This is a genomic window from Tumebacillus amylolyticus, assembly GCF_016722965.1.
Lineage (GTDB): Bacteria > Bacillota > Bacilli > Tumebacillales > Tumebacillaceae > Tumebacillus > Tumebacillus amylolyticus.
The window spans coordinates 501906-514271 of the sequence record NZ_JAEQNB010000002.1 but is presented as its reverse complement, the minus strand read 5'-3'; the positions used below and the strand labels follow the sequence as shown (position 1 = coordinate 514271).

Below are 12366 nucleotides of genomic sequence, written 5' to 3'. Positions count from 1 at the left end.
CAAAGAGGGATGAACTCTTTGTCCTTTTTCTCATACTACAAACGAGGTCCGTTTTATATAGGAGGTCTTTTTCATGAGCGAACAACAATTGTATGACGTGCTGATCGTCGGCGGCGGTCCGGCGGGGATGACCGCAGGTCTGTACGCAGGCCGTGCGAATTTAAAAGTAGCCATGATCGAGCGCGGCATGCCGGGCGGGCAAGCGTCCACCACGCACTTGATCGAGAACTTCCCGGGTGTGGAGTCGATTGACGGGCCGACCCTGTCGATGATTATGCACAAGCAAGCGGGCGATTTCGGATGCGAGATGATCACCGCCGAAGTCGAGAAGATCGAGAACATCGAAGGCAAGATCAAGAAAGTCATCACCTCCCGCGGGGAGTACCTGACCAAAACCATCATCCTCACTCCGGGTGCAGAACCGAAAAAACTCGGCGTGCCGGGCGAGGACGAACTGCGCGGCCGCGGCGTTTCTTACTGCGCGACCTGCGACGGTGCGTTCTTCCGGGGCAAGGAACTGGTCGTCATCGGCGGCGGGGACTCTGCGGTTGAGGAAGGTATTTACCTGACGCGCCATGCTTCGAAAGTCACGATCATTCACCGTCGCGACCAACTGCGTGCGCAGAAGATCTTGCAAGACCGTGCCTTTGCGAACGAAAAAATCTCCTTCATCTGGGACACCGTGGTCGAAGAGATCGCCGGCGAGAACAAAGTCGAGCGCGTGCTTATGAAGAACGCGAAAACGGGCGAAACTTCTGAATACCCGTGTGACGGTGTGTTCATCTACGTCGGCATGAAGCCGAACACCGATTTCCTCACCGAATTGCCGAACCTGCTCGACGAGTCGGGCTACATCCCGACCAACGCGAAAATGGAAACGAAACTTCCGGGCGTCTTCGCAGCGGGCGACGTGCGCGACACGGTGCTTCGCCAAGTGGTGACGGCGACCGGGGACGGCGCAATTGCGGCGTTCTACGCGGGTCATTACGTAGAATTGTGGACGGAGGATGGAGAGTGACGGAGGAGTTTATCATCCTCGGCACAGCGGGACATATCGACCACGGCAAAACGTCGTTGGTCAAAGCGCTGACCGGGATTGACACCGACATTCATAAGGAAGAAAAGGAACGGGGCATCACGATCGACATCGGATTTGCCCCCTTCAATCTCCCCGACGGCAAAAGCCTCGGGGTGATTGACGTTCCGGGGCACGAGCGGTTCATCCGCAACATGTTGGCAGGGGCGGGCGGGATCGATTTGATCTTGCTCGTCATCGACGCCAACGAAGGCATAATGCCGCAAACGGTGGAGCATCTGCACATCTTGGAAATGTTGCATGTGCAGAAGGGCATCATCGTGCTCACCAAAACGGACACCGTAGAAGCCGAATGGCTGGAGATGGTTCGAGAGGAAGTCCGCGAGGGACTGGCGGGGACTTTTTTGACAGACGCTCCGATGGTGGGAGTTTCGGCGCAGACGGGGGCCGGCATTGTGGAGTTGCGTCTCTTGATCGGCGAATTGGCGGCAGAAGTGACGCCGCGTGAAGTGACCGCTCCGTTGCGAGTGCCGGTGGACCGCGTGTTTTCCGTGCCGGGGTTTGGGACGGTCGCGACGGGGACCGTTTTTGCCGGCGGCGTGGAGACGGGCGAGGTCGTGGAATTGTTGCCGCAGGGCTTGTCTGCCAGGGTGCGCACGATTCAAGTGCATGGCAAAACGGTCGAGCGTGCGCAAGCGGGGCAACGGGCCGCGCTGAATCTGGCGGGCGTCGAGCGTGCCGAGATTGAGCGCGGCATGGTCGTTGCGAAGCCCGGCGTGTACAAATCGACGAACTTGGTCGACGTGCGGTTGCATCTGCTGCCCGACTCGCCGAGGAATTTGACGAATTCGTCGCGGATTCGTTTTTATCTCGGCGCCAGTGAAGTTTTGGGTCGCGTTTCGATCTTGGAGAGCGATGAGTTGAAGCCGGGCGAAGATGCGTTGGTGCAGATTGCGTTGGAAAGTCCGGTGGTTTGTGCGCCGCAGGACCGATTCATCGTGCGTTCCTACTCGCCGATGTTGACGATTGGCGGGGGGACGGTGATCGACCCGACTCCGTCGCGTGTCCATCGCCGACGACGCGAGTATGTGCTGGAAGACCTGCTGCTTCGGGAGCAGGGCGGGCCGGAGCAGTTGATTTTGCAGGTGTTGACGGAGGAGCCGGGACTTGGCGTTCGCGACGTGGCACCGCAGGTCAAACTGACCGTGGAAGCGGCAGAAGTTTGCTTGCAGGAGATGGCAGGCGTTGGTTTGGTTGTGTCGATTGCAGGCGGCTACGTGTCGGCCGATTGGTTGGCGAGAGTGTTCGATGAAGTCGAGGAACGGATTCGCGTACACTTTGCCAAAGAGAAGTACCACGTAACGGTGCCCAAAGCGCAGGTGTTGTCGCAGGTCGGGATGAAACCCAAACTGTTTGACGCTCTGCTTGGCTCCTCTGTCGGGCAAGAACGCTTCGAAGTCTTCCGTGACAAGATCGGCATTCGCGGGTACGATGTTCCGTTCACGCTTCGCGAGCGGGAGTTGCTGCAGAAAATCGAGGAGCTGTACCGAGGAGGAGGATTCCAACCGCCGTCTGTCGAGGAAGTACGGACCCAGACAAACGCCTTGGAAAAAACGCTCCACGGACTCCTCCACTACTTGAAGGAGCGTGGAACGTTGGTGGAACTCGGCGGGGGCTCGTACTTGCACAGCGAGTTCTTGGAGCAGGCGAAGTCTGTTCTGCGCGAGAAGTTTTCCGTCAGCGGTGCGTACTCCGTCGCCGACTTCCGCGACTGGGTTGGCACGTCGCGCAAATTCGCCGTGCTCATCCTCGAATACCTCGATGACATCAAGTTCAGCAAGCGCATCGAAGACAAGCGTGTGATCTCCTAGTCTCCTCGTGCAAGCAAAAAAAGAGGCATCCTCTATGTGAGGACGCCTCTTTTTCGTGAGCTACAATTCGTCTACCCATTTATCAGCCCAGTGCTGGACTTCGTTCATCAGCGGTTCGAGGGCGCGGCCTTTGTCGGTGAGTTCGTATTCGATGCGGACCGGGGTCTCCGGGTAGACACGTCGAATCAGAATGCCCGCAGCCTCCAGTTCCTTGAAACGTTCGGCGAGCATGCGGTCGCTCATGCCGGGAATGAGTTCGGAGATCTCCTTGAACCGAGACGGTCCGTCCATCAGCACCCGGATGATCAAGCCGTTCCAACGCTTCCCGAGCAGGGTGAACGCCGTCTCAAACTTCGGGCACAGCGTGTGATCGTGTTCCATGCTCATCATCTCCTGAAGATAGTGTAACACAAGACCCTTGACAAAAGGTAGAGGGATCACCTATGATACTCACATAAAGTTCGATGCTTACTTTTAGTTAGCTACTAATCCAGTGTTGGTTCTCAGGGAAACGGACATGATAGACAAGGGGTGACACACAGATGATCCAACTCATTCGAGCACAGGAACGCTACACAGCTTCGCACGGTTGGCTGACCTCACGCTTTAGCTTCTCATTTGCGGAATACTATGATCCGCAAAACGTCCGTTTCGGAGTTCTGCGTGTCTTCAATGACGACACCGTCCAAGCGGGCGAGGGCTTCGGCCGCCACCCGCATGCAGATATGGAGATCATGACCTATGTGATCGACGGCGCGTTGGAACACCAAGACAGCATGGGCAACATCGGCGTGCTTCGTCCGGGTGAAGTTCAACGCATGACGGCCGGAACCGGCGTCTACCACTCGGAGTACAACCACTCCAAGACGGAGCCCGTCCACTTCCTGCAGCTCTGGTTCTTGCCGAACAAGCAAGGTCTCACGCCTTCGTGGGAACAAGCGGAGTTCACCAAGGAACAGCAGCGCAACACCCTGCTTCCCGTCGTCTCCGGACGCGGCGTTGAAGGCGCGATGCACATGAATCAAGATGTGACGGTGTTCCTTTCTAACTTAGAGAAAGGTCTGACCTTAACTCACACTGCAGATGATGCGAATCGGCTCTTTTATGTCTTCGTCATTCGCGGCATCCTCGACCTCAACGGCGAGTTGATGCACGAAGGCGATGCAGCGCGGATCTCTGACGTTCCAACCCTCACCCTCAGCAGTCCTGATGGGGCCGAGTTTATGCTCATTGACCTCGTCTAAACCTAAAACCCACAGCATGAAAGGATGAATCTAACAATGGCAAAAGTTCTGTACATCACCGCAAACCCGAACCCGGTTGAACATTCCTTCGGTCTGACCACCGGTCAAGCATTCGTTGAATCTTACCGCGAGGCAAACCCGTCCGACGAAGTCGTTCACCTCGACCTCTACAAACTCAACATCCCGCACATCGACGAAGAAGTCATGGGCGGCTGGGGCAAACTGCGCTCGGGCGCTGATTTCTCCACCCTCTCCGCAGGCGAGCAAGCGAAAGTAACCCGCCTGAACGAACTGGCTGACGAGTTCGTCGGCGCTGACAAGTATGTATTTGTCACCCCGTTCTGGAACTTCTCGTTCCCTCCGGTATTCAAAGCGTACATCGACTCCATCTGCGTGGCAGGCAAGACCTTCAAGTACACCGAACAAGGCCCGCAAGGTCTGCTTGGCGGCAAAAAAGCGGTCCACATCCAAGCGTCCGGCGGCGTGTACTCCGAAGGCCCGACCCGCGATTGGGACTTTGGCAACCGCTACCTGGCGACCATCGCACAATTCCTCGGCTTCTCCCTGGAATCGATCTTCGTCGAAGGTCAAGCTGCACAACCGGACAAAGCTGCTGAAATCAAAGCTGCCGGCGTTGAAAAAGCGAAGCAAGTCGCGAAATCCTTCTAATCTCCACCCCGTTTGTGAAAAAGAAGCCCGGTCCACGCCTCGCGTGTGCCGGGCTTTTTTTTGAACTGTGAACAACTGTCACTCTTTGTTAACCCGTTTGTAACACTTGTGAAATATTTCTGCGCTATAGTGTAGATATCACATTGACCCCCCTTTACAATGTATAGATACTGTTCACGGGCGAGGATACTCTTGAAAGAGAGTCCTCGCCCCTTTTTTATTTCGAGAAGCGGTGTTATTCTGAAAAAAGGTGATAAAGTGATGCAACTTGTAGTCCATTGTGTAATCGAACAAGAAGATAAGGTTTTGATGTTGCAAAAGCCCAGACGCGGCTGGTGGGTCGTGCCGGGCGGCAAAGTCGAAACCGGCGAATCCCTGCATGAAGCGGTCGTACGCGAAATCGGCGAAGAGACGGGTCTGGTGTTGCAAGACCCTGAACTGCGCGGCGTGTTTACGATCCTCGTCGAAGAAAACGGACAACTCGTGAACCACTGGATGTTGTTCACGTTTGCGGCCGGCTCGTTTACGGGCGAATTGGTGTCCGAGTGTGAAGAAGGAATTTTGGAATGGGTACCGCTCGACGAGTGGATGAAGCGCCCGATGGCGGAGGGGGACAAACGGTTCCTCCCACAGATTCGGGAGGCGGAGGGTCTGGTGACCGGCACGTTCCGGTATACACCGGAATATGAGCTGATCGAATGGCGCCCGGAGTCAGGGATTTAAATGGTTCGGTAGCATTGATTAGCTCAACTTGTTTAGAATTTGCACAAAATTTTATTCAGTGTGTGAGCAGGAAACCATAACCCTGACAGAGAATTGGTGAGAGTTTAAATTATTCTTTGCTGCTGAGGGGGTGGAGAGCTATGACTACTAAGAAGTACTTCAAAACTGCCCTGAAGAAATCGGGAATCCTGTCGCTGCTAGACCGCTTTTATGAAGCGGTAGACAACCGATTCAAGTTGCGTCTCAGCCAAAAACTCGGTCTCATCATCTTCGTTACGTTTTGCGGAATTGTCTTGGTGGGGGCAACCTCGATTTTTCAATTGTCGCGCCTGAACAACGACATGGAGAAGGCCCTCACAGAGAACCTCACCGCGATGCGCTTAGCCGAAGACATGAAGGTGCAGGTTTCACAGTACGACCGTTTGATCGTCAACTACATCCGAACCGACACGAATGATGGACGCAAAGTGTTGTCCACCAACTTGGACAAACTCAACCTGCAGATGAAGCAGAGCATTGAGGAGTACGAGAAGGTCGCAACAACTGAGGAAGATCAGAAGAAAGTCGCTGAACTCAAGAAAAACTGGCAATCCTACTCCGATGCCCAGAACAAGGTCATCGAAGAGTCCTTAAAAAGCCAGATCGTCGCGTTCCAGCTCTGGGAAGGGAATCTCTCCGCTTCGTACAAGAAGCTGACTTCAACGCTTGACGATATCAACAAGAAAAACGTGGCCGTCATCGAAGACTCCAAGTCTGTCCTTCATACCACTTATGTCAGTTCGTGGGTCATGACGCTGGTCGTCATCGCCGTGATCGCAATTCTCGCAGGAGCTCTGGGTCTCGCCACCAACCGCTACTTCCTCAAGCGCATCTCGCGTTTGGTCGAAGTCAACGAAGTGTTGGCAGACGGGGACCTGCGCGTCGATCCGAACATTCGCGCTCATGATGAGCTGGGCCAACTGGCACGCTCGACATCGGCGGTTATTGCCAATTTGCGCGTGATCATCGGGCAAGTCGGCGAAGCGTCGTACCAAGTCGCAGCTGCGTCGCAACGCATGGCAACTTCGGCGGAAGAGTCCAACCGCGCCGGTCATTCGGTGGCCATCACGGTCCAAGAAGTGGCCGAGGGTACGTCCCGCCAAGTCGAGCGTTCGCAAGACAGTGCGAACCTCATGAACCAACTGGCCGAAGCGGTCGGCGAGATCACCACGACGATGGACGTCATCGTCGGCAAGGCGGAGGAAACTTCCCAAGTCGCGTCCATTGGGCGCGAAGTGCTGGAACTCACGTCCGAGCAGATCGACGGCATCCGCGATGCGAACACCGATACGGTGGAAGCGTTCGAAGTGCTCTACCATCAATTGAGCCGCATCATCGAGATCGTCAACGTCATCACCGAGATTGCAGCTCAAACGAACTTGCTGGCGCTCAACGCCGCGATTGAAGCAGCGCGTGCCGGAGAGCACGGGCGCGGATTCGCAGTCGTTGCCGGCGAAGTCAAATTGCTGGCCGACCAATCTTCGAAAGCGGCCAACGAAGTCCGCGACATCGTAAGCGATTCCCAACAGGGGATGGAGACGATGAAAGCGGCGTTGGCGGGCACGAACAAGCGCGTCGGAGACGGTGTGCGTGCGATGAACGAAACCAACCGCTCCTTCGACGTCATCTTGTCTTCGATCGAAGAGATGCTGACTCAAGTGCAGACGGTCGCTTCGACGACCGATTCGATTGCGAGTTCGACCCAGCAAGTGCTTGGGAACATCGAGGACGTCGCGTCGATCACCGAGGAAGCGGCGGCGAGCGTCGAGGAAGTATCGGCAGCCACGCAACAGCAGTTGGCGGGGATGCAAGAGATCTCTTCGGCGGCGACTGTACTGGCGGGTCTTGCGGAACAGCTCGACCACTCCGTCCGTCGATTCAAGATGGAAGAGGCACTGTACGGAAGCAACTCGTTCGGTTTGGAGTCGGTCGAGGACCTCGAAGCGGAGTTCGAGTCGGAGATGCCAAACGAAATGGCGCTCGCTTCGGCCGCGGCGCTTGCAGACCTCGAAGGTCTCGTGATCGAAACGGTGGAAGTCGTCGAAGAGGCGGACTTCGACCGTGAGGAAGCGTACGCAGAACTTCGTGCCGAAGTTGCGGCACAGGAGGAAGTTTCGGACGAACTCCCGAGCGAGACACCGGACCCCGAAGACAACGACAAGTAACGCCTGATTGAAAAAGGAGCCTTGGCACATGCGTGTGCCAAGGCTCTTTTTTTCGATGGGGGGGCTTTGTGTGGGTGCTTTCTTCCTTTCCTTAGGTGCTTCTGGTACACTAGGAGGTATGGATTCTGAGTGAAGCGGGGTGAACACCATGCAAACGGAGATCAATTTATTGATCATTACGGGTCTGTCCGGTGCGGGGAAATCGGTGACGATTGACGCGCTGGAAGACATCGGGTTTTTCTGCGTTGACAACTTGCCGCCGGCTTTGATTCCCAAGTTTGGCGACCTGATCGTGCAATCGCAAGGCAAGGTCACCAAGGTCGGCCTCGTCTGCGACATGCGCGGCGGTGATTTTTTCAACACGGTGTTCGATGCTCTGCAAGAGTTGGAGCAGAAGGGCGGCGTCAACTACCAGATCGTATTTCTCGAAGCGGATGATTCGACGATCGTCCGTCGATTCAAAGAAACGCGCCGTCGCCATCCGTTGGCGAAGGACGGACGTGTCGTCGAGGGCATCCACGAAGAGCGCGAGATGTTGGAAGAGATTCGCGGCAAAGCGGACCTCATCATCAACACGACCAACTTGAAAGCGAGCGCCCTTCGTCAGCAGATCGTCGAGCGGTTCTCGCACATCGACCAGCAACACATGAAAGTCGACATCATGTCGTTTGGGTTCAAACACGGCGTGCCGATCGAAGCGGACATGATCTTCGACGTGCGCTTCCTGCCGAATCCGCACTATGTCGACCACTTGCGCCCGTTGACCGGTCGTGACCAAGACGTGTACGACTATGTCATGAAGTGGCCGATCACTCACGCGTTTGCCAACAAGTTGACCGACATGGTGGACTTCCTGTTGCCGCAGTTTCGCAAGGAAGGCAAGACCCAGCTCGTGATCGGCATCGGGTGTACGGGCGGCAAGCACCGCTCGGTGGCGCTCGCCGAATATCTCCACGAACACATCAAAGACCGCGAATGGACGACCGTCGTTCACCGCGACTCGGAAAAGAGTTGATCCACCGATGGTGCGCTACTGGTTGCTCCTCGCGTGGACCGTCTGCTCCTTCGGGCTCGGTCTGATCGCGGCCGGTATCGGAATCCACAGCGTGCCCGGCCAATCGTCGGTCATCGGATTGGTTTGTTTGTTGCTCGGCTCGGGACTCTTGGCGTTTGGTTGGTGGCGGGATGAGCAGATCACCCGCACGCAGATGCTGCTGGAGAAACGCAAGCCCCGCGTCGTCGTCGTCGGCGGCGGAACGGGCCTCTCGACGCTGCTTCGCGGTTTGAAGGAGTTTGACATCGACATCACGGCGGTCGTCACGGTCGCCGATGACGGCGGCTCGTCCGGGCGGTTGCGTTCCGAACTGGACATCCCGCCGCCCGGTGACATTCGCGCTTGTCTCGTGGCGCTGTCCGACACGGAACCTTTTATGGAGAAGCTCTGGCAGTACCGCTTCAAAGGCGGAGAGGGTTTGGCGGGACACAGTTTCGGCAATCTGTTCATCGCGGCGATGACCGATGTCGCGGGGGACTTTGAGACGGCGATCAAGCAGTCTTCGCAAGTCCTCGCCGTCAACGGGCGCGTGCTGCCGGCGGTACGCGAAGCGGTCATTCTACGAGCGTTTTTTGCAGACGGTACGTTTGTCGAAGGCGAGTCGCAGATTCCCAAAGCGAACAAAAAAATCGAGCGTGTCGAAGTGCATCCGAACAACCTCGATCCGCTGCCTGAATCGCTGGAAGCGATTCGCGAGGCGGATGCGATCGTCATCGGGCCGGGTTCGCTCTACACCAGCATCTTGCCGAACTTGCTCGTTACGGGGTTGACCGAGGCGATCAAGGAAGCAAGTGCCAAGAAAATTTACGTATGCAACGTGATGACGCAAGCGGGGGAGACGGACGACTATACGGCGTCGGAGCATGTCCAAGCGATTTACGACCATGTGGGCGTCGAACTGTTCGACTACATCCTCGTCAACTCCGCTCCGATTCCGCCGGCTGTCGTCGAGCAGTATCGGGAAAAGGAATCCATCCCGGTCGTCGCCGACCTCTGGAACTTGCAGAACATGGGGCTCAACGTCATCGCCCGCAACTTTTTACATTACTCGATCTACGCGCGTCACGATGCGCGTCGCATCTCGGAGCAAATTCTCGCACTGATCGGGCGCGATCCGAACAAACTTCGCAAATAATTCCACGTATCGGTCTGGATAGGATAGGAGGTGAACGACCTTGTCTTTCGCCGCTCGCACGAAAAAAGAACTGACGATGCTCGACCTCAAACCCTGCTGCAAGCGGGCGGAGCTCGCCGCGATGATCCGAATGAACGGCGCGGTCGTCATCGCCAACAAACGCTTCTCGCTGGACGTCACAACGGAGAACGCGGCGATTGCCCGCCGCATGTACACGTTGCTCAAGGAACTGTTCGGGGTTCACGCCGAACTGCTCGTCCGTAAGAAGATGCGACTCAAGAAAAACAACATCTACATGATGCGCGTGCCGTACAACGCGCCGGAGATTCTCCAAGAACTGTGCATCGCCAACTCCAATTTGACGTTCGTCTCCGGGATCAACCCCGACTTGGTCAAAAAACCCTGCTGTAAGCGTTCCTACTTGCGCGGGGCGTTCATGGCGGGCGGTTCGGTCAACGATCCCGAGGGCTCGTCGTACCACTTGGAGATCTCCTCCACCGACCTCGACCACAGCGAAGCGTTGCTTGAACATGTGAACGCGTACGATCTCAACGCCAAGCTGATCGACCGCAAGAACACGTACGTCGTCTACCTCAAGGAAGTCGAGAAGATCATCGAGTTCTTGAACATCATCGGCGCACACCAGGCCCTGTTGCGTTTCGAAGACGTGCGGATCGTCAAAGGGATGCGCAACCAAGTCAACCGCCTCGTCAACTGCGAGACGGCGAACTTGAACAAAACCATCGAAGCGTCTGTCCGTCAGATTGAGAACATCAAACTTCTGCAAAAAGTCATTGGTCTTGACAACTTGCCGCCGAAGTTGCGGGAGATCGCCGAGATTCGCTTGCAGTTCCCCGACATCAATTTGAAGGAACTCGGGGAGATGTTGCCTGGAAAAGTCTCGAAGTCGGGCGTCAACCACCGGTTGCGCAAACTCGATGACATGGCAGAGCGTGTCAAAGAAGGCAAAGGGATCTAAACATTTTTCGTCATAAATTTTTCCTCATATGGTATACTAGCGTTAAGTGACGTTGAGGAGGGACCTTAGCGGTGGCAGAGAAAAAAGTAACCGTTGGCTTGCGCTCCGGTTTGCATGCGCGACCGGCTGCTCTGTTCGTGCAAGAAGCGAACAAGTACGCAAGCGATGTTTTTGTGGAGAAGGAAGGCAAGTCCGTCAACGCCAAGAGCATCATGGGCATCATGTCGCTCGCGATTTCGAACGGCGCTGAGATCATCATCCGCGCGGAAGGCAACGATGCCGACCAAGCGGTGACGAAGTTGGCCTTGCTGATCGAAAACGAGCAATAAGCAAAAACCACGTTCCCCGCAAGTGCGGAACGTGGTTTTTTTTTCATACCCCGACATCGGGGATCGGCAGGTTGAGGAACGACGTCGTCGGGCGGACGGCCAGTTTGTGTTCGGCGATATGCTGGACGTTGCGCAGTTTGTCGACGTCGAAGTCCTCGGGCACGCGCACATAGTGCAACCGCCAGATCGGACTGTACATCGGGTGACTCGGGAGCATGTCGAAGAGCAGTTTCGAATCCGGAACGGGTACGATCTTGCCGGTGGTCTTGTCGATCCCGCGAATCGGTTGGAAGACGTTGCCCGAGCGAATCGGCGTAGGTCCGATGTCGAGGTAGCCGATCATCTGGCCTTCATGCCACGCCGGAACGACAGGGTAGACCGGACTCTTGGCATCCAAGGGAACGACGGGTGCGTTGACGATCATGCCGGGGGTGCGCAAACGCAGACCGCGGCGCATGACGTCTTGCACGCTTTTGATGGAATCCGGTGCAAGTTCCGACGGGGCCTCGACAAAGTGGACCACGCGCAAGGAACTATAGGTGGACATCCCCGGCACGGAGTCGAGGATTTGTTTATGACGGGCGAGCAGTAGCGGCCCGCCTTTTGGGTCGTAGCCTCTGATCAGGACGTACATTCCTGACAGGGTCAGCGGGGTGAGCCCGGCTGCCACATAGCGTACGGGTCGACCTTCCGCCCAGCCTTCAAGCAGTCCAATGGTACTCACTTGGCTGCTCACCTCCTGTTCAACTCGTTGGGCTACTACCTACCGTATGCACGAGGGGAACAGGTGGTGAATGAGGGCTGTTACATGCGGGTGGAGAGGTAGGAGAACGCCAGAGCCCCCAGAATGAACGAGATCACCATGAAAACGATGGCGAGGAGGATGATCAAGATGCCTTGCGTTTTGGCTCCGCGCGGGATTGCCAGCGCCCCCATGACGATTGCCGCCGGGCCAAACAGAATGGGCAGGAAGAACAGGGTTACGACTGCAAAGATCCAACCAAGGATGACAAAAACTTTCGGGTCCCGCTTCGTCGTCGTTTCCATGACGTGCCACCTCCTGAGATTGTGTAGTAGTAGGCTATGCACAGAAGCGGCCGCTTACGCTGGGAATGTCTTCGT

Annotated in this window: 13 protein-coding genes; 10 read left to right on the top strand and 3 right to left on the bottom strand. The window is 56.2% G+C overall.

Going from position 1 to position 12366, the window contains the following annotated elements:
* Positions 1 to 73: 73 nt before the first annotated feature.
* The gene (gene trxB, locus JJB07_RS09475; protein WP_201634126.1) at positions 74 to 1018 is read left to right on the top strand and encodes a thioredoxin-disulfide reductase; all 945 of its coding nucleotides are present in this window, start codon (positions 74 to 76) and stop codon (positions 1016 to 1018) included.
* Positions 1015 to 2907 carry a selenocysteine-specific translation elongation factor gene (selB, locus tag JJB07_RS09470; RefSeq protein ID WP_201634123.1) on the top strand — a complete coding sequence of 631 codons (1893 nt, stop codon included), beginning with the start codon at positions 1015 to 1017 and terminating at the stop codon, positions 2905 to 2907. The genes trxB and selB overlap by 4 nt, the downstream gene beginning before the upstream one ends.
* Positions 2908 to 2967: 60 nt before the next feature.
* On the opposite strand, the gene JJB07_RS09465 is transcribed toward selB, so the two are convergent.
* Positions 2968 to 3288 carry a winged helix-turn-helix transcriptional regulator gene (locus JJB07_RS09465; protein WP_430727219.1) on the bottom strand — a complete coding sequence of 107 codons (321 nt, stop codon included), beginning with the start codon at positions 3286 to 3288 and terminating at the stop codon, positions 2968 to 2970.
* Positions 3289 to 3449: 161 nt separating this feature from the next.
* Between JJB07_RS09465 and JJB07_RS09460 the strand changes: the two genes are divergently transcribed.
* The 8 genes from JJB07_RS09460 (at position 3450) to JJB07_RS09425 (ending at position 11244) form a co-directional block, all read left to right on the top strand.
* Positions 3450 to 4151 (top strand): pirin family protein, encoded by a 702-nt coding sequence (locus JJB07_RS09460; protein ID WP_201634117.1) that lies wholly within the window; start codon positions 3450 to 3452, stop codon positions 4149 to 4151.
* 36 nt (positions 4152 to 4187) lie between these two features.
* Positions 4188 to 4820, top strand: coding sequence for an FMN-dependent NADH-azoreductase (locus JJB07_RS09455; protein WP_201634114.1), 633 nt, complete (start codon positions 4188 to 4190; stop codon positions 4818 to 4820).
* A 261-nt stretch (positions 4821 to 5081) separates the two neighbouring features.
* The gene (locus tag JJB07_RS09450) at positions 5082 to 5543 is read left to right on the top strand and encodes an NUDIX hydrolase (RefSeq protein WP_201634111.1); all 462 of its coding nucleotides are present in this window, start codon (positions 5082 to 5084) and stop codon (positions 5541 to 5543) included.
* A gap of 140 nt (positions 5544 to 5683) precedes the next feature.
* A complete protein-coding gene (locus JJB07_RS09445) occupies positions 5684 to 7747 on the top strand; it encodes a methyl-accepting chemotaxis protein (RefSeq protein ID WP_201634108.1) in 2064 nt (687 codons plus the stop codon).
* A gap of 148 nt (positions 7748 to 7895) precedes the next feature.
* Positions 7896 to 8762 (top strand): RNase adapter RapZ, encoded by an 867-nt coding sequence (gene rapZ / locus JJB07_RS09440; protein ID WP_201634105.1) that lies wholly within the window; start codon positions 7896 to 7898, stop codon positions 8760 to 8762.
* Between the two features lie 7 nt (positions 8763 to 8769).
* Positions 8770 to 9936: a YvcK family protein gene (locus JJB07_RS09435; RefSeq protein WP_201634102.1), complete on the top strand. Its 1167-nt coding sequence runs from the start codon at positions 8770 to 8772 to the stop codon at positions 9934 to 9936.
* Between the two features lie 40 nt (positions 9937 to 9976).
* Positions 9977 to 10915, top strand: coding sequence for a DNA-binding protein WhiA (gene whiA / locus JJB07_RS09430; protein WP_201634100.1), 939 nt, complete (start codon positions 9977 to 9979; stop codon positions 10913 to 10915).
* A gap of 71 nt (positions 10916 to 10986) precedes the next feature.
* Positions 10987 to 11244: an HPr family phosphocarrier protein gene (locus tag JJB07_RS09425; protein ID WP_201634097.1), complete on the top strand. Its 258-nt coding sequence runs from the start codon at positions 10987 to 10989 to the stop codon at positions 11242 to 11244.
* Positions 11245 to 11287: 43 nt separating this feature from the next.
* Here the strand turns inward: JJB07_RS09425 and JJB07_RS09420 are convergent, their stop codons facing one another.
* Together JJB07_RS09420 and JJB07_RS09415 are read right to left on the bottom strand one after the other, a co-directional pair.
* Positions 11288 to 11968, bottom strand: coding sequence for a hypothetical protein (locus JJB07_RS09420; RefSeq protein WP_201634094.1), 681 nt, complete (start codon positions 11966 to 11968; stop codon positions 11288 to 11290).
* 80 nt (positions 11969 to 12048) lie between these two features.
* A complete protein-coding gene (locus tag JJB07_RS09415; RefSeq protein WP_201634091.1) occupies positions 12049 to 12291 on the bottom strand; it encodes a hypothetical protein in 243 nt (80 codons plus the stop codon).
* Between the last annotated feature and the right edge of the window lie 75 nt (positions 12292 to 12366).